Source organism: Saccharopolyspora rosea (assembly GCF_025643595.1).
GTDB lineage: Bacteria > Actinomycetota > Actinomycetes > Mycobacteriales > Pseudonocardiaceae > Saccharopolyspora > Saccharopolyspora rosea.
This window is the reverse complement of record NZ_CP102826.1, coordinates 3,486,849-3,503,330: the sequence shown is the minus strand read 5'-3', so window position 1 is coordinate 3,503,330 and position 16,482 is coordinate 3,486,849. Positions and strand designations below refer to the sequence as shown.

Below are 16,482 nucleotides of genomic sequence, written 5' to 3'. Positions count from 1 at the left end.
GCGCCCGACATGGTCGCGCCCGCGGCGGCCGGAGGGCGGGCAACGCCTCGCCGGACTTGCCCGAACGGGTGGTGCGGGCGCTCAGCCGATCCGGCCCTCGCGGGGAAGCCGGCGCAGGATCTCGTCCACCGTCTCGTCCGCGGTCTGCTCCGAGTTGTCCAGCCACAGCCCGAGCCGCGGTGTCCGCTCCCGCAGCCCGCGGTCCAGCTCCTCGACCGTCCAGTCCGCGTAGCCGACCTTGTCGCGGCCCGCCTCGCGTGCCTTCACCGACTCCACCGACGGGCACAGCACGACGACCCCCAGCGGCCGGGTGGTGATGTCGTCGACGATCTCCGCGAGCATCGGCCCCAGCAGCACGTCCTGGGCGACCACCGCGAATCCGGCGGCGACGTAGGTGTCCAGCGCCTGCGCGGTCAGCCGGTGCCGCAGCCGCAACTGCTCCAGCGCGGCCTGCTGCTGATCGGGCCGCATCTCGGCGCGGTCGTTGACGACCATCCGGCGGAACACGTCGCCGCGCAGGTGCACCGATCTCGGCAGTCGTCGCGCCAAGCGCTGGGCCACGGTGGACTTGCCCGCCGCGGAGATGCCGGTGATGACCACGGCGGAGGGGAATGCGGTCGGCTGGGCGTCCACGGTGGAAGTGTGGCACGGCACGGTGAACGGCTGACCGGCGCGGCGGGGTCTCGTCCGTATGCTGGCCGCGTGCGGTCGACGAGAACTCCGGAACGGTTCGCGCTGGTCCCGGCCGGGTGGTGGCGCAATGCCGGGCGGATCGTGGTGTGCTGCGCGCTGCTCGTGGTCGCCCTCGCCGTGCCGCACGTCGGCCAGGCCCGGCCGGGGTGGTTCGACGGGCTGGTCGGGGCGCAGCTGGCGGAGTGGTTCCCCGGCGACCTGCGGCCGCTGGACGCGCTGGCGTCGCTGGGGAGCACCGGCCCGGTGCTGGCCGAGACCGCGATCGTCGCGTCCATCGGGTACCTCAACCGCCGTTGGACCGCCCTGCTGCTGCCCGCGGTCGGCACGCCGCTGGCCGTGTCCACGACCGAACTGCTGAAACCGGTCGTCGGCCGCACCATCAACGGCCACTGGGCCATGCCCAGCGGCCACACGACCGCGGTGGTGTCCCTGCTCGTGGCGGCGCTGCTAATGTCCCGCCGCAGCAGACCGGGCGTCGGCCCGCTGGCGGCGGTGCTGATCGCCGCGCTGGCGCTCGGAGCGGTCGGCATGGCACTCGGCTTGGTCCGCCTCGGTTTCCACTACGCCACCGACGTCGCGGCGGGTGCCTGCGTGGCGACGGCGGTCGTCCTGCTCACCGCCCGCGCCCTGGACGTCCTCGACCGGAAGAGTCCGTCCACTTAGGACGAAATCGGACGCAACCTGATCGTCCACAGTGGTCCGCCGGGGTGGAATCGCCGTCGGCGGACTAGAATTCCTCCTCCGGTGAGCCGGAGGTGGCGATGGTGGTGCTCGGGTGGGCCGCACTGGTGGTGTGGCTGGGGCTGGTCCTGTGCCGCGGTGGGTTCTGGCGGACCGACCAGCGGTTGCCGCGGCTGGTGGTGCCGCAGCGGTGGCCGTCGGTCGCGGTCGTGGTGCCCGCGCGCGACGAGGCGGCGGTGCTGCCCGCCACGCTGCCGACCCTGCTGTCCCAGCGGTATCCCGGAGCCGCGCGGGTGGTTCTGGTGGACGACAACAGCGCCGACGGCACCGGCGAGGTGGCCGGGCGGGCGCGCGGCGGGCTCCCGTTGACCGTGACGACGCCCGGTCACCCGCCCGACGGCTGGACCGGGAAGCTCTGGGCGCTCGCCCACGGCGTCGCCGAAGCAGGCGAGGTGGACTACCTGCTGTTCACCGATGCCGACATCGCGCACCCGCCCGATTCGCTGCGCACGCTCGTCATGGCCGCCGCGGGTGGGCGCGACCTGGTGTCGCAGATGGCGTTGCTGCGCGCGCAGACGCGTTGGGAGCGGCTGATCGTGCCCGCGTTCGTCCACTTCTTCGCGATGCTGTACCCGTTCCGCCGCGTCAACCGGCCGACCGCGCGCACGGCCGCGGCCGCGGGCGGGTGCGTGCTGGTGCGTCGCGAGGTGCTGGAGCGCGCCGGGGGAGTGGCGGCGGTGCGCGGTGCCGTGATCGACGACGTCGCGTTGGCGCGCCTGGTGAAAGGCTCCGGCGGCCGGATCTGGCTCGGACTGGCCGAACGGGTTCGCAGCGTGCGGGAGTACCCGCGGCTCGCGGACCTGTGGCGGATGGTCGCCCGCACCGCCTACATCCAGCTGCGGTTCTCCCCGCTCCTGCTGGTCGGAACCATCGCGGGACTCGGGCTGGTCTTCCTGGTGCCACCGGTGGCGACGATCGCCGGTGTGCTGGTCGCCGATCCCGCCGTGCTCGTGCCGGGGGCCGTCGCGTGGATCGCCATGGCGGGCACGTTCGCGCCGATGCTCCGCTATTACGGACAGCCGGTCGTGGCGGCGTTCCTGCTGCCCGTGACGGCGGCGATCTACGCGGCGATGACGCTCGACTCCGCGCGGCGACACCGGTTCCGCGGCGGCACGACGTGGAAGGGGCGCAGCACCGCGCCCGGACGACATGATCGTCCACTGTAGACGGAATGCGGTGACGGCGTGGACGGTCAACCGCTGATGGCGTGAAAATCCCGTGGCGCGGTCGGGGTAGTGGCGTCGTGCGGAACGGGGAAATGTCGGCGCCGTTCGCGGCGGTGCGTGGCGGGACTCCGATCTTTACGCCTCGTGGGGTGAATCGCGTGGTCGGCGCGTCTGGCCGCGTGGTATGTGTGGGAGGCGCGTCCCGGACGCCGGAGCTGCCGTTGTCCTCCCGCTTGACGTCGATGTTCGGCTGTCGCCGAAGGTGAGAAAGGTACTCCAGGCATGAAGCACGCGTCGTCGTCCACCCCCGGCCGGTCCCAGGCCGAGGACGTGCGCCCGACACTCGCCACCGAGGACACCTACGACGAACTGAAGCGCAAGTTCATCGCCAACGGCAGCGATTCGGTCATCGACGGCGCGCAGCGGCGGGAGATGGTCCGCAGGTTCGAGGAGATCGACCGGTCCATCCCGCTGGCCACCACCCCGACGGACGGCCTGCTGCTGGCGGAGATGCTGATGAGCACCACCGCCGACGGTGACGTCGTCGAGTGCGGTTGCTTCTCCGGTGGCTCCTCGGCGAAGTTGTCGATCGTCGCCGCGGCCCTGGGCAGGCGCCTCACCGTGTTCGACAGCTTCCAGGGGTTGCACGTCGTCGACGAGCACGACGAGCAGGACCTCCACGTGCGCCGCCACGTCGGATGGCTCGAACCGTGGCACAGCGGCAAGTACCGCGCCTCGCTGGAGGTCGTCCGGGACAACATCGCCTCCCGCGGGGAGATCGCGGTCTGCGAGTTCGTCCCCGGCTACGTCGAGGACACCCTGCACGCGCCCGAACTGCCGGAGCGCGTCGCCCTGGCGTTCACCGACGTGGACACGCCCGGCGCCGTCCGCACCTGCCTGACGCGGATCTGGCCGCGCATCGCACCGGGCGGGGTGTACGCCTCGCACGACGTCGCGCTGCTGAAGTCGTTGCAGGTGCTGCTGTCGGAGTCGGTGTGGCGCGACGAGCTCGGGGAGTTCCCGCCGATCCTGTTCGGCGCCGGTTTCGGCGTCTGCGACTCGGCGCCGCACATGGGCTACTTCGTCAAGGGCCGGGACCTGCCGCCCGAGTACCTCAAGTCGCTGACGATCGACAAGCGGCAGGTCGACTGACGACGTGCGGCGCGGTGCCGCGGACGAGGGGGCGCGGGTGTCGGCGACGATGCGGCGGGTCGGTCTCGAACTCGAATTCCCGGTGGTGCAACGGTCCACCGCCCGGGGACTGGACCGCGCCGCCGCGCAGCGGTTGTGGCACCGGTTCGCCGCGCTCGATCCGACGTGGACGGTCGTCGAGGAAGTGGCCACAGGTGCCGTCACGGGCGTGCGGCGGGACGCCGGCGACTTCGAGGAGCACGTCAACAGCGACACCGGGGTCTGCACGGTCGAGGTGTCGCTCGCGCCGCGGGAGACGGTCGGTGCCGCGGTGTCGGACGCGAACGCCGTGCTGCGGCGGCTGGGACGGGTCCTCGGCGAGATGGGGTACGTGCTGCTGTGCGCCGGGATCCAGCCCCGGACGTGGTCCGACCCGGCTCGCAAGACGCAGAAGGACTGGTACCTGCTGCTGCCCCGCCGGTGGCACTTCCACCACTGGTTCGTCCCGGTCGCCTCGCACCAGGCGTCGGTGGACGTCAGCCCCGTCGAGGCAGCCCGGGTCGTCAACGCGCTGAGCGGCTTCGCCGGCGTGTTCACGGCCCTGACCGCGAGTTCTCCCGTCGCCCGGGGGCGCGTCCAGCCGTGGAAGGAGATGCGCAACTGGATATGGCACGAGCGGTGCGCACGGGTTCCGGACCGGGAGGGGCGGTACACCTCCAACGGCATCCCGCCGGCGCCGTACCCGGACATCGGCGCCTACGTCGAGCACTTCTGGGACTCCCGGCTGTACTTCCTCACCGACCTGAAGACGCGGGGTTTCGAAGTGCTCGGGGACCGGTCGTTCCGGGACTTCCTGCTGTCGCCGCGACCGGTCCCGGCCAGGCAGGTCGACGGCACCCGCGTGCGGGTCGAACCGGACCGGTCGATGCTGGACCGCATCCACCAGTACGGGTGGCCCGCCGCCAAGCTGCACTACCGGTTCGACGACGCCACCGATCTCGACGGGGTCCGCGACGCCCTCGTCCGGCGGCGGATGGCCGAGTACTTCGAGGAGCACGCGGTGCACTGCTACGTGGAGAACCGCAGCAGCGGGGTCGCACCGCAGGGCGAGGAGGGCGTCGGTGCGGCGCTGACGGTGGGCCTGGTGGAGCGGCTCGACGACGCCGAGGCCGTGTTGAAGAGCATGTCGTGGGACCAGTGGCGCGGCCTGTGGACGCAGGCCAGCGAGCACGGCTTGGCGGTCGGGGACTCCCGGTGGCTCGACATCGCCGGGGACCTGCTGGAACTGGCCCGGGCCGGGTTGCGCGGGCGCGGTGCGGGGGAGGAGGCGTTCCTGGACCCGCTGTTCGCCCGGCTGGCGCGGCGGGAGACCCCCGCCGACCGGATGATCGCGGCTTTCCGGTCCGGAGGGGTGTCCCGGCTGCTCGACGATTTCGGCCGGTCCGACACGGGGTGGCCGACCGGCCGGTGACGCCGGGGTCCACGGGGTACCGTGCCGATCGGCACACCAGCGGACCAGGCGGAGCACCCATGGCGCGAGCGCAGAAGATCACGACGTTCCTCATGTTCGAGGGCAACGCCGAAGAGGCGATGACGTTCTACACGTCGCTGTTCGACGATGCCGGGATCATCGACATCTCCCGGTACGGTCCCGGGGAGGACGGGCCCGAGGGCACCGTGCGGCTCGCGACCTTCGCGCTCGCCGGGCAGCGCTTCATGTGCATCGACAGCTACGTCAACCACGCATTCGGCTTCACCCCGGCGATGTCGCTGTTCGTCGACTGCGCCGACGAGGACGAGATCGACCGCCTGCACCGGCAGCTGGCCGAGCAGGGGCAGGAACTCATGCCGTTGGGTTCCTACGGGTTCAGCCCCAAGTTCGGCTGGGTCAACGACCGGTTCGGGGTGTCCTGGCAGCTCAACCTCCCGGCGTAGGACGCTTTTCCGTCGCCGCCCTCAGTCGCCGAACAGCGCGTCGAGCGCCTGCCGCAGCCCCGCGGCAGCCGCCGGACCGTCCTCATCGGACGCCCACGCGACGTAGCCGTCCGGGCGGACCAGCAACGATCGGGCCGGGAGAGTGGCGCCGTCGGGGGAGATGACGCGGATTCCCGCGGGGACGTCGGTGGACGCGGCGCCGAGGTCGAACAGCACGGGGCTCGTCGCGTCCAGGTACCGGGCGAGGCCGTCGGGCACGAACCGGCCCACGAGCGGATGCGCGCCCGGCGGGGCGGGGTAGCGGACGTCGGCGCCCTCCAGCATCGTCGCCAGCCTGGCCCGGACCGCGGGTTCCTCCAGCAGTTCGGTCAGCAGGGCGCGCAGTGCGGTGATCCCGCCATCGGGCGCCAGCAGCGCGGTCTGCGCCTGGGAGTGCATGGCGACCCGGTGCGCCGCGATGCGGCGTTCCCCGTCGTACCCGGCGAGTGCGCCGGGACGTCCGGCCACCGCCGCCGCGAGCCGCCAGCCGAGGTTCGCCGCGTCCTGGAGGCCGAGGTTGAGCCCGGGCGCGCCGATCGCGTTGTGCACGTGCGCGGCGTCCCCGGCGAGGAACACCCGGCCGTTCCGGTAGGAGTCCGCGATGCGGGTGTTGCGACCGCGCCAGCGGCGGCGCTGGTGCGGACCCGGACCGGTGGGTTCCTCGACCACGAGGTCCGCGCCGAGCACCCGGCGCACGGCCGCGGTGAACTCGTCGAGCTCCATCGCGCCGTCGGGATCGGTGTCCGCAGTGGACTCGTCCCACTCCATGACGCTGATCAGCAGAGATCCGGTGGGGCGGGGGAGCGCGGCGTAGGCGCCGCGCGCGGTCCGGTGCCATCCGTAGAGCCCGATCCGTCCGATGCCGGGCAGATCGGCCTGGGCCGTCTCGGGACTGACCACGCCGCCGGGCACCACGACGTCGGCCGAGCGGGAGACGACCGTGCTGTCGGTGACACCGGGGAAGCCGATGCCGGCGAGCCGGCGCACGGTGCTGCCGCCGCCGTCGCACCCCGCGGCGTAGGCGGCGGTCACCTCGCGCACCGCGGACTCCGCGCGCACGCGCAGCCGCACCCCGCGGTCGTCCTGGTCGATTCCGACGACCTCCGCCGAGCGCCGCACCCGCGCCCCGGCTTCGACGGCGCGCTCGGCGAGCGCGCGCTCCAGCGCCTGCTGCGGGACCGCCACGCCGTGCAACGGGGTGGCCGCGAGATCGGCCAGGTCCAGGCGGAGTCCGCCGAACTGGAACACCCGAGCGGCGGTCGGCGGCCCGGGCTGCCCCAGCCGGACCAGCACTCCCCGCGGCTGGAGGAGCCGGGTCGCTTGGCCGACGACCGCGTTGGCCTTCGGCTCGCGGCTGGGCTCGGCCGACCTGTCGAGCACCGCCACCCGCACCCCCGCGGCGGCGAGATCACCGCCCAGCAGCAACCCGACCGGGCCCGCACCGACCACGACGACGTCCCACGTTCCCATCCGACCATCCTGGCAGGCGCGCGGCCGTCGCGGGTTTACGCGCGCGAAACCCGGTGGCGATCGGTCGCGGGTAGCGTGAGGTCGCGGTCGGTGGGAGGTCGGTGGCGTGGAGATCGTGGTGGACGACCTGTCCGGTCCGGAGGTCGCCGAATTCCTCGACGAGCACGTCCGGGAGATGCGGGCCGTCACGCCCGACGGGAGCAAGCACGCGCTCGACCTGGCGGGACTGCGCGAACCGGGGATCACCGTGTGGACGGTCCGCGACGGCCCCGCCGTGGTCGGGTGCGGCGCGCTGCGGCTGCTGGACGGGCGGCACGGCGAGGTGAAGGCGATGCGCACCGCTGCGCAGCGCAAGCGCAGCGGGATCGCGTCCCTGCTGCTGGAGCGCATCATCACCGAGGCCGTCGCCGCCGGGCTCACCCGGCTCAGCCTGGAGACCGGCGCGGCGGAGTTCTTCCGCCCGGCCAGGAAGCTCTACGAGCGGTTCGGGTTCGTCCGCTGTGGACCGTTCGGCGACTACCGGTCGGATCCCAACAGCGTCTTCATGACCAAGCTCCTGCGCGGGCACTCTCCGATCTGACGGGACCCGTTGCGGTGCAGCGGCTTTCGATCGACCGGGAAGCGCCCTAGTGCGGCCCTAGCGCGGCCCCACAAGCGGCGTCAGCCGCTTTCTCTTTCGGTGAGTGGTCTCGCAGCCCGCACCGCCGCGGGTTCTCAGCGGTCGTCTCGCGAGGACAGCCCCGACGCTGTGTATTGGCATACATGAGTCGGGGCTCCCGGAGTCGAGACGGCCGCTGAGGTTCCGCTCCCGGCACCGCCGCGCACAGCACTTCCGAAACACTTCCTAGTCGAGCCGGAAGAGGTGGAAGTCGCTGCGGCCCGGGTGGGGTGGATCGACCGCGGCCACGGACGCCAGGTGGTGCGCGTCGCGGAACGCGGTGGCCAGCGAGTCGTGGGCGATGCGGCCCGGGGTCTTGACCACGACCAGCGCGGGACTGCCGTCGCGGGCCCGGCGCAGCGCGCCGAGGACCTCCGGCACCGGCGGGTCGGTGGCGGTCAGGTCGAGACCGTCGTCGCCGGCCGCCGACCCCCACGGCGGGTCGAGCAGGTAGAGGTCGTGCGAGCCGCGCGGGGGCAGGGCGGTCATCAGCTCCCGGTAGTCCACCGGGCGGAGATCGACGTCGGCACCGGCGACGGCGAGGTTGTGCCGGGTGGCCCGGTAGACGTCCGGGTCGGTCTCCGCGGCGAAGACGCGGCGGCCCAGCCGGCGCGCCAGGTGGTAGGCGCAGTTCCCGGTGCCGCAGAACAGGTCCAGCACCAGTGCGCCGTCGGCGACGTGCCCGGCGACCGCGTCGGCGAACGCGCGGCAGTGCGAGTCCGGAGCGCACTCGACGACCATGCGGCCCAGCAGCCGCAGTCCGCGCCGGGACATCTCCGGAGCCGGGATCCCGTACAGGCCGAACCGTTCCGGCCCGCCGTAGAGGACGCGGCCCACCTCGTCGACCTCGACGGCCGTGAGCGGCCGGGTGCGGGAGGGGCCGAGCAGTTCCGCGCGCAGCCGGACGGCGTTGCGCGTCCGCTCTCCGGAACCCTCGTACATGCGCCGCCCTCGGTGCGTCTCGTCCGAATCGTCCGAGGAACACTGTGAGCGGCCGGGGCACGGGTGGCAACGCCCGTGCCGCGGGCGGCCCGCCGAGGTGTGGGGGTCGACGCGCCCGGTCGCCTCTCGGCGAATGGCGCGACGCGGCTCCAGCCGGACGGTATTCCGCGAAGGCAGTAGGTGCGGCCCGGGGGACACGGGGCGCGTCGACCGAACGGTGCAACGCGCTGCGCCGGAGGCGTGTTCCACCGGCTCGATGTGATGCCGGCCACGGTCGTTTCGGTCGTCGGGGTGCGGGGGTAGGCCGACGACATGGTGCGGATCGGATACTTCCTGTCCTGCGAGTGCTTCGGCCCGCGCGAGCTGCTGCACCAGGCCAGAGCGGCCGAGCAGGCCGGGTTCGACCGGCTGTGGATCTCCGACCACTTCCACCCGTGGACCGAGGAGCAGGGGCAGAGCCCGTTCGTCTGGTCGGTGATCGGGGCGCTCTCGCAGGTGACGTCGTTGCCGATCATGACCGCGGTGACGTGCCCGCTGATCCGCATGCACCCGGTGGTGGTCGCGCAGGCCGCGGCGACGGCCGGAGTGCAGTGCGGCGGCGGGTTCACGCTGGGCGTGGGCACCGGCGAGGCGCTCAACGAGCACGTCACCGGAGCGCCGTGGCCCGCGGCGGACGTGCGGCTGGACATGCTGGGCGAGGCGCTGGAGATCATCCGGGAGCTGCACGGCGGTCGCGAGGTCACCTTCCGCGGCGAGCACTACACCGTCGACCACGCCCGCATCCACACCCGCCCGGCCGCGCCGGTGCCGATCCACGTCGCCGGCTTCGGGCGCCGCGCGGCCCGGATGGCGGGCAGCCGCGGCGACGGGTTCTGCACCGTCGTCCCCGATGCCGAACTGGTCCGCGAGTACCGGGAGGCCGGGGGCAACGGGCCCGCGCAGGCGGGCATGAAGGTGTGCTGGGCGGATTCCGAGGACCAGGCGGTCAAGACCGCGCACCGGTTGTGGGCGACCGACCTGCTGCCCGGGGCGCTGCCGTCGACGCTGTCCCGGCCGCGGGACTTCGCGCGGGCCGCCGAACTGGTCGGCGAGGACGCGGTGCGCGACACCTTCGCGTGCGGGCCGGACCCCGAACGCCACCTCGACCGGTTGCGCGAGTACCTCGACGCCGGGTTCGACGAGGTCTACGTCCAGCAGATGGGGCCCGATCAGGACCGTTTCTTCGAAGCGTGGGCCGAGCAGGTGCTCCCGCACGTGCCCGGCTGACCCTCCGCGTGCTTGGAGTCCGTCACGCCGGTCGCGCGCGGCCGAACAGGTCCGCGTAGCTGCTCGGCAGCTGGGTCAGCAGGTGGTTGAGCTGCCCGCCGTCGATGCTGTCGGCGACCGTGCTGAGCACGGCCCGGGCGCCGCGGCGCGCGGCGTCGGTGTCGGCGTCCGGCAGCTGCGAGCTGACGTGCTGCAGGAACTCGTCGACGTTCCACCGGGTGGCCCGCAGCGACTCCGACAGCGGGGCGTCGGCCAGCGGTTCCGGTAGCTGCGAGCCGAAATCCTCGGCTTCGTCCCGGGTGAGCCGGGACCCCAGCGCGCCCAGCACGACGCGCGCGACCCGGTCGGCTTCCGCCTGGCTGCGGTACTCGCCGCGATCACGGGTCACGGCGAGGAATTCGTCGTACTTCATCGTGCGCCTCCTCCAGATCCGGCTTCCCGGCGCTCACCGGAGGCGAAACGCGCTGGCCGTGTCTTGGAGCCGGCTCGACCCCGCCCACGAGTGTCCCAGAACACAGTTGAATAATCTTCGTTCTCGAATAACCGCGGTTATCGTGAGTGGGGAGCGGACCGATGTTCGGGAGTGGGCATGAGCGCGGACGGTGACCGGGAGTCCGGTCAGGAGGAGACCCGCGGGCCGGTGCCGAGGGTGTCGCGGGCCGAGGTGCGGCAGCGACTGCTCGACACCGCCGAGAAGTTGTTCGCCGAGCGCGGCTACACCGACAGCCGCCTGGCGGACATCGCGCGCGCGGCCGGGTTCACCACCGGAGCGGTGTACTCGAACTTCGGCAGCAAGCACGGGCTGTTCACCGCGCTGCTGGAGCAGCGCAGGCGGTCGCAGGACGACATCGCCACCGCCATCGCGCGCGAACCGGCTCCGCAGCGGCGGGGACGGCGGGCCGCGGAGATCCTGGCCGCCCGGCTGGTCGACGACCTGCGCTGGCACCAGCTGGCCATGGAGTTCACCTCCCGCGCCGGACGCGACCCCGAGGCCCGCGAGGCGTACGTGCCGTTCGCGCGCGACCGGCAGCAGCGGGTGGCGCGGACGCTCGTGGAGCAGGCCGAGGCGCTGGACCTGCGGCTGACGGTCGAGCCCGAGGTGGCCGCCGTCGTGGTCATCTCCGCGCTCAGCGGTCTCGTGCTGCACCACGCGGCCGATCCCGACCGCGTCGACCGCGAAACCCTGACCCAAGCCCTGACCGCCGTGCTGGCCGGTCTCATGCACCCGAAGCAGGAACCGCGGTCGTGACCGCAGGAGGAACTCCCATGCGAGTGTTGGTGGATCTGAACCGCTGCCAGGCGTACGGGCAGTGCGTGTACGCGGCACCGGGCGTCTTCCGGTTCCGCGGCCGGGAGTCGTTGGAGTACGACCACGTTCCCGGGGACGACGCGCGCCGCGAAGTGGAGCGCGCCGCGGCGGCGTGCCCGATGCAGGCCATCTCCGTCGATCGCGGGGAGTGCTGACGTGGTGTCCGCAGTGGACCGGATCGTGGTCGTCGGCGCGTCGCTGGCGGGCTGGAGCGCCGCGAACGCGCTGCGCGGCGAGGGCTTCACCGGGCTGCTGACGCTCATCGGTGACGAGGCGTGCGAACCCTACGACCGGCCGCCGCTGTCGAAGGCGGTGCTGTCCGGTCGGCTGGGCGCCGACCAGCTGTGGTTGCCGCGCGTCGACGGGGACGTGGAGTGGCTGCTCGGCACCGCCGCGACCGGACTCGACGTGCGGGCGCGCGAGGTCGTGCTCGCCGACGGCCGCCGGGTCGGGTTCGACCGGTTGCTCGTCGCGACGGGCACGCGGGCCCGCCCGTGGCCGAACCCCGCCGAGCGCGGGCTGGCGGGCGTGCGGGTGCTGCGCGACCGCGACGACGCGGCGCGGCTCCGCTCGGCGCTGGCGGCCCGGCCGCGCCGGGTGCTGGTCGTCGGCGGCGGGTTCACCGGCAGCGAAGTGGCCTCCAGCTGCCGCGAACTCGGCCTCGACGTGACGCTGGTGCACCGCGGCCCCGCGCCGCTCAGCGGCGCGATCGGTGGCGCGGTCGGCGCGGTGTTCGCGGACGTGCAGCGCGACGCCGGGGTGGACGTGCGGCTGGGCACCACGGTGGCCGCGCTGGACGGCGACGACGTCGGGCGGGTGCGCCGGGCCCGGCTGTCCGACGGCGACGTGCTCGACGTCGATCTCGTGGTGGCCGCGCTGGGCTCGGTGCGCAACACCGAATGGCTGGCCGGGTCCGGGGTCGCGGCCGACGAGCGGGGCGTGCGGTGCGACGCGGCGTGCCGCGTCCTCGACCCGCGCGGTGCCGTCGTCGACGGCGTGTTCGCGGCGGGTGACGTCGCCCGCTGGCCCCACCCGCTGCACGACGGTGGGCTCGTCTCGCTGGAGCACTGGGGCAACGCCGTCGAGCAGGGCGCCACCGCCGCGCACAACGCGGTGCACGCCGAAACCCGCGCGCACACGGCACTTCCGGCGTTCTGGTCCGACCAGTTCGGACTCAACGTCAAGTCGGTCGGCCTGCCGTCGCTGGCCGACGAGGTGATGATCACGCAGGGCTCGCCGGCCGACCGCGAGTTCGTCGCCGCCTACGGCCGAGGGGGACGGCTGGTCGGTGCGCTGGCGGTCGACTCGCCGCGCGTGCTCGACGGCTACGCGGCGCTGATCGAGGCGCGCGCACCGTTCCCGCCCGTGCTCAACGCGCCGGACGCCCCCGGCGACCCAGCGCCCGTCGACGCCGGATTCCCGGCGTCCCGAACTCGGTGAAAGCGAGCGACGATGACGACGATCCCTGCCCCGGCGGAGGCGTTCCACGAGGTGCTGGACCACCGGAACCGCCCGAACCCCTACCCGTGCTACGCGCGCCTGGCCGAGCAGCCGGTGACGCGCGTGGACGATCGGACGTGGGTGGTCACCCGGTACGCGGACATCTCGCGGCTGCTGCGCGATCCGAGGATGAGCGCGGTGCGCAGGCCCGGCGGCGGGGTGGAACCCGAGGAACCGCCCGCCCGGGACGAGCACGGCAACCCGATCGGCATCCCGTTCCTGCGCCAGGACCCGCCGAACCACGACCGGCTGCGCCGCGCGGTGATGGACAGCTTCGTGCCCCGCATCACCGCCATGCGCGGCCGAGTGGAGACCCTTGTGGACGGACTGCTGGAATCCCGCGCCGGTGCGGGCACCCTCGACGTCGTGGCGGACCTGGCGTACCCGCTGCCGGTCTCGGTGATCTGCGAGCTGCTCGGCGTGCCCGAATCGGACGAGCCGGTGTTCCAGGAGTTCGCCCGCGTGCTGACCCGCAGCCTCGATCCCGTGGAGAGCCTCACCGAGCAGGAGCAGCGCGAGACCGAACAGCAGGCGGCCGCGCTGCGCGAGTACGTCGGCGGGATGATCCAGCACCGCATGGCCAACCCCGGCGACGACCTGCTGTCGGACCTGCTGGCCGCCGACGAGCCGATGCACGTCCTGGACCTGGGCACCACCCTCGGCCTGCTGCTCATCGCCGGGCACGAGACCACCGTCAACCTGATCACCAACGGCGTGCTGGCACTGCTGCGCAACCCCGCGGCGCTGGCGGACCTGCGCGCCGACGACGGCCTGGCGGTCCCGCTGGTCGAGGAGGTCCTGCGCTACGACCCGCCGGTGCAGATGACCGCGCGCACCACCCGCACGGACGTCGAGGTCGCGGGCACCACGATCCCGGCCGCGTCCCGCGTCACGATGCTGCTGGCCGCCGGGAACCGGGATGCCGGCAGGTTCGCCGATCCGGACCGCTTCTGGCCGCGGCGACCGGACAACGCCCACCTCGGCTTCGGCGGCGGCATCCACTACTGCGTCGGCGCCGCCCTGGCCCGCGCGGAGGCGCAGGTGGCCCTCACCGCGCTGGCCAACCGGCTGCGCAACCCCCGGCTCGTGGTGGATCCGCCGCCGTACCGCCGCAACGCGGTGCTGCGCGGCCCGGAGCGGCTGCCCGTCGCCTTCGACGGGCTCGCCGAGCGCTGACCGTCCACAGTGGACTGGACTCTCAGAGCCTGTCTTTGAACTCTTTTTGGGTGGCGGTGCCGGTGGCGGAACCTCAGCGGCCGTCTCGGCTCCGGGAGCCCCGACATCATGTAGCCCCCTACACCACGTCGGGGCTGTCCTCGCGAGACGACCGCTGAGAACCCGCGGCGGTGCCGGTTGCTTGCGTACTCACCGAAAGAGAAAGCGGCAGGCGCCGCTTGCCACGCGGGTTCCGGGACCAGTTCGAAGACAGGCTTTCAGTCTCAGGTGCGGCGGCTCGGCGCCGCGGTCGGGGCGAGTAGCGGCCAGACGGCCACCGCGGCGACCAGCAGCAGCACCGCTCCGACCGCCGAGGCGACGGCCAGCGCGTGGGTGAAGGCGTGCTGCGCGGCGGTGAGCAGCGTCGCCGCGTGGTGCGCGGGCAGGGTTTCCGCGATCTCCACGGCGCTCGCGAGGGAGTCGTGGGCGGCGGAGGGGGTGCCGGGCGGCCCGTCGAAGCCGCGGTAGACGCCGGTGACGACCGAGCCCAGCAGGGCGATGCCCAGTGCCGTGCCGAGTTCGTAGGCGGTCTCCGAGACCGCCGAGGCCGCCCCCGCGCGCTCGGCCGGGACGATCGAGAGCACCACGTCGCCGGCGACGGTGAACGACAGGCCGATGCCCGAACCGAGCACGAACAACGCGGTTCCCAGCAGCGGGTACCCGGTGTCCGGGCCGATCGGGACGAGAGCCGCCATGGCCAGGCACACCAGCGCGAGCCCGGCGCTGAGCACCGCCCGGGTGGACCAGCGGCGCGCCAGCACACCTGCCAACACCCCGAAAAGCACCGAACCGATCACCGCCGGCACCTCGGCCACACCCGCTTGCAACGGTGAGTAGCCCTGCACGAGCTGGAAGAACTGGGACAGGAAGTAGAGCAGCCCGGACAGGCCCAGCACCGCGAGCAGCGTGGCTCCGATGACGCCGGAGAAGGCGCGGTCGCAGAACAGCCGCACGTCGACGAGCGGGTGCCGCGATCTCGACTGCCGCCGGACGAACAGCGCGAGCGCGGTGACGCCGACGACGGCGGCCACGACGACGTCGGCGCGCAGCCCGTGCACCGCCGCCTCCTTGACGGCGTAGACGGTGCCGATCATGCCGACCAGCGACCAGGCCACGCCGAGCAGGTCCCACGGTCCCGGGGCCGGGTCGCGCGACTCGGGCAGCAGCGCGAGCCCGGCCGGGACCAGCACCGCCACGACCGGCACGTTGATCAGGAACACCGATCCCCACCAGAAGTGCTCCAGCAGGAATCCACCCAGGACCGGGCCGCAGGAGGCGCCCGCGGACGCCGCGGCGGACCAGATGCCGACCGCCAGGCTGCGCGCCCGCGCGTCGGGGAACAGTGCGCGGATCAGCGCCAGGGTCGAGGGCATCAGCGTCGCCCCGGCCACGCCGAGCAGCGCCCGTGCCGCGATCAGCACTGCGGCGGTGGGGGCGTAGGCGCTGAACGCGGACAGCACGCCGAAGGCCGTCGCCCCGCACATCAGCAGCTTCTTGCGCCCGATGCGGTCGCCGAGACCGCCCATGGTCACCAGGAGTCCCGCGAGGACGAACGAGTAGACGTCGGCGATCCACAGCAGTTGGGGGCCGGACGTCGCCAGATCGCGGCTGATGAAGGGTGCGGCCACGCCGAGCACCGTGCCGTCGACGGACACGAGCAGCACGGCCAGCAGCAGCACGGCGAACGCCACCCAGCGGTGGCCGGTCCGGGTGGCCGTCGCGGCGGTCATGCGCTCCGCTCCGACGTCCGGGCGACTCCGTGCAGCAGCAGGCCGACGATCATGCGCGGGAAGTCCCGGGCCGGAGCGCGGCCCGCCCGCACGACCCACGCCGCCCCGGCGACGAGGCTGGAGAAGGCGTCGGTCAACCACAGGGCGCTGAGGTCGGGGCGGAACTCGCCGGTCTGCTGGCCGCGGCGGAACAGGGCGGCGATCCGGTCGTCGATGTCCTCCCACGCGGCCAGCGATCGGTCCGGGTCGAGTTCCTGGCTCTGGCTGTACAGCAGGGCCAGGTAGTCGGACACCGGTTCGCAGGCGGCCACCAGGCGGTGCAGCGCCTCCTCGGCCGGTCCCCGGTCCAGCTCGGCGGCGTCGAGCGCCTCGCGCAGCTGCTCGACGGCGAGCGATTCCAGAGCCGCGAGCAGTTCGCCGCGCCCGGCGAAGTGCCGGTGCAGCGTCGCCCGGCTGACGCCGACCGCCTTGGCGATCTCGTCCTGGGTCGCGTTCGGTCGGCGCCCCAGGAACTCCGCCGCCGACCGCAGTAGCTCGTCGCGATCGCGAGTCATGAGACGACTCTAGCTCAGATGAGACGGAAGTGTTTCATCCGGCGGTGCGTGGCGGTAGCAGCGGCGGCACGGGGCGAGTCGGGCGGTGGCCGAGGGGTGCGGTGGTGTGCAGACCGCACCGCAGTCGGCGAGA

Annotated in this window: 17 protein-coding genes; 11 read left to right on the top strand and 6 right to left on the bottom strand. The window is 73.2% G+C overall.

Features of this window, described 5'->3' with window-relative positions; translation table 11 throughout:
- Positions 1-81: 81 nt before the first annotated feature.
- Positions 82-633, bottom strand: a complete 552-nt coding sequence (locus tag NV263_RS16325) for an AAA family ATPase (RefSeq protein ID WP_263247156.1) — start codon at positions 631-633, stop codon at positions 82-84.
- 69 nt (positions 634-702) lie between these two features.
- On the opposite strand from NV263_RS16325, the gene NV263_RS16320 reads away from it, so the two are divergent.
- The 5 genes from NV263_RS16320 to NV263_RS16300 all read left to right on the top strand — a co-directional run bounded on the left by NV263_RS16320 (position 703) and on the right by NV263_RS16300 (position 5,666).
- On the top strand, positions 703-1,356 hold the full coding sequence (locus NV263_RS16320; protein ID WP_263247155.1) for a phosphatase PAP2 family protein: 654 nt from the start codon (positions 703-705) through the stop codon (positions 1,354-1,356).
- A gap of 98 nt (positions 1,357-1,454) precedes the next feature.
- Complete coding sequence (locus NV263_RS16315; RefSeq protein WP_263247154.1) at positions 1,455-2,600, top strand: glycosyltransferase; 1,146 nt, start codon at positions 1,455-1,457, stop codon at positions 2,598-2,600.
- A gap of 282 nt (positions 2,601-2,882) precedes the next feature.
- Positions 2,883-3,752 carry a TylF/MycF family methyltransferase gene (locus NV263_RS16310; protein WP_263247153.1) on the top strand — a complete coding sequence of 290 codons (870 nt, stop codon included), beginning with the start codon at positions 2,883-2,885 and terminating at the stop codon, positions 3,750-3,752.
- A 4-nt stretch (positions 3,753-3,756) separates the two neighbouring features.
- Positions 3,757-5,202 carry a glutamate-cysteine ligase family protein gene (locus tag NV263_RS16305; RefSeq protein ID WP_263247152.1) on the top strand — a complete coding sequence of 482 codons (1,446 nt, stop codon included), beginning with the start codon at positions 3,757-3,759 and terminating at the stop codon, positions 5,200-5,202.
- Positions 5,203-5,261: 59 nt separating this feature from the next.
- Positions 5,262-5,666 (top strand): VOC family protein, encoded by a 405-nt coding sequence (locus NV263_RS16300; RefSeq protein ID WP_263247151.1) that lies wholly within the window; start codon positions 5,262-5,264, stop codon positions 5,664-5,666.
- A gap of 21 nt (positions 5,667-5,687) precedes the next feature.
- Here NV263_RS16300 and NV263_RS16295 read toward each other — a convergent pair whose 3' ends face one another.
- Positions 5,688-7,175, bottom strand: coding sequence for an FAD-dependent monooxygenase (locus tag NV263_RS16295; RefSeq protein ID WP_263247150.1), 1,488 nt, complete (start codon positions 7,173-7,175; stop codon positions 5,688-5,690).
- A gap of 106 nt (positions 7,176-7,281) precedes the next feature.
- Between NV263_RS16295 and NV263_RS16290 the strand changes: the two genes are divergently transcribed.
- Positions 7,282-7,755 carry a GNAT family N-acetyltransferase gene (locus tag NV263_RS16290; protein ID WP_317630331.1) on the top strand — a complete coding sequence of 158 codons (474 nt, stop codon included), beginning with the start codon at positions 7,282-7,284 and terminating at the stop codon, positions 7,753-7,755.
- A 264-nt stretch (positions 7,756-8,019) separates the two neighbouring features.
- On the opposite strand, the gene NV263_RS16285 is transcribed toward NV263_RS16290, so the two are convergent.
- Entirely contained in the window at positions 8,020-8,775 is a 756-nt protein-coding gene (locus NV263_RS16285; protein ID WP_263247149.1) for a methyltransferase domain-containing protein, read from the bottom strand.
- Between the two features lie 312 nt (positions 8,776-9,087).
- Between NV263_RS16285 and NV263_RS16280 the strand changes: the two genes are divergently transcribed.
- The gene (locus NV263_RS16280) at positions 9,088-10,041 is read left to right on the top strand and encodes a TIGR03557 family F420-dependent LLM class oxidoreductase (RefSeq protein ID WP_263247148.1); all 954 of its coding nucleotides are present in this window, start codon (positions 9,088-9,090) and stop codon (positions 10,039-10,041) included.
- 22 nt (positions 10,042-10,063) lie between these two features.
- Here the strand turns inward: NV263_RS16280 and NV263_RS16275 are convergent, their stop codons facing one another.
- A complete protein-coding gene (locus tag NV263_RS16275; RefSeq protein WP_263247147.1) occupies positions 10,064-10,453 on the bottom strand; it encodes a DUF2267 domain-containing protein in 390 nt (129 codons plus the stop codon).
- Between the two features lie 177 nt (positions 10,454-10,630).
- Here NV263_RS16275 and NV263_RS16270 point away from each other — a divergent pair, with 177 nt between their 5' ends.
- The 4 genes from NV263_RS16270 to NV263_RS16255 are packed head-to-tail and all read left to right on the top strand — an operon-like array spanning position 10,631 to position 14,026.
- Complete coding sequence (locus tag NV263_RS16270) at positions 10,631-11,290, top strand: TetR/AcrR family transcriptional regulator (RefSeq protein WP_263247146.1); 660 nt, start codon at positions 10,631-10,633, stop codon at positions 11,288-11,290.
- 17 nt (positions 11,291-11,307) lie between these two features.
- Positions 11,308-11,505, top strand: a complete 198-nt coding sequence (locus NV263_RS16265; protein WP_263247145.1) for a ferredoxin — start codon at positions 11,308-11,310, stop codon at positions 11,503-11,505.
- A gap of 4 nt (positions 11,506-11,509) precedes the next feature.
- On the top strand, positions 11,510-12,790 hold the full coding sequence (locus tag NV263_RS16260) for an NAD(P)/FAD-dependent oxidoreductase (protein WP_263247144.1): 1,281 nt from the start codon (positions 11,510-11,512) through the stop codon (positions 12,788-12,790).
- 12 nt (positions 12,791-12,802) lie between these two features.
- Positions 12,803-14,026: a cytochrome P450 gene (locus tag NV263_RS16255; RefSeq protein ID WP_263247143.1), complete on the top strand. Its 1,224-nt coding sequence runs from the start codon at positions 12,803-12,805 to the stop codon at positions 14,024-14,026.
- 263 nt (positions 14,027-14,289) lie between these two features.
- Here the strand turns inward: NV263_RS16255 and NV263_RS16250 are convergent, their stop codons facing one another.
- Positions 14,290-15,795, bottom strand: coding sequence for an MFS transporter (locus tag NV263_RS16250; protein ID WP_263247142.1), 1,506 nt, complete (start codon positions 15,793-15,795; stop codon positions 14,290-14,292).
- Positions 15,792-16,349, bottom strand: a complete 558-nt coding sequence (locus tag NV263_RS16245; protein ID WP_263247141.1) for a TetR/AcrR family transcriptional regulator — start codon at positions 16,347-16,349, stop codon at positions 15,792-15,794. Before NV263_RS16245 ends, NV263_RS16250 begins: the two co-directional genes overlap by 4 nt.
- Positions 16,350-16,482 lie beyond the last annotated feature (133 nt).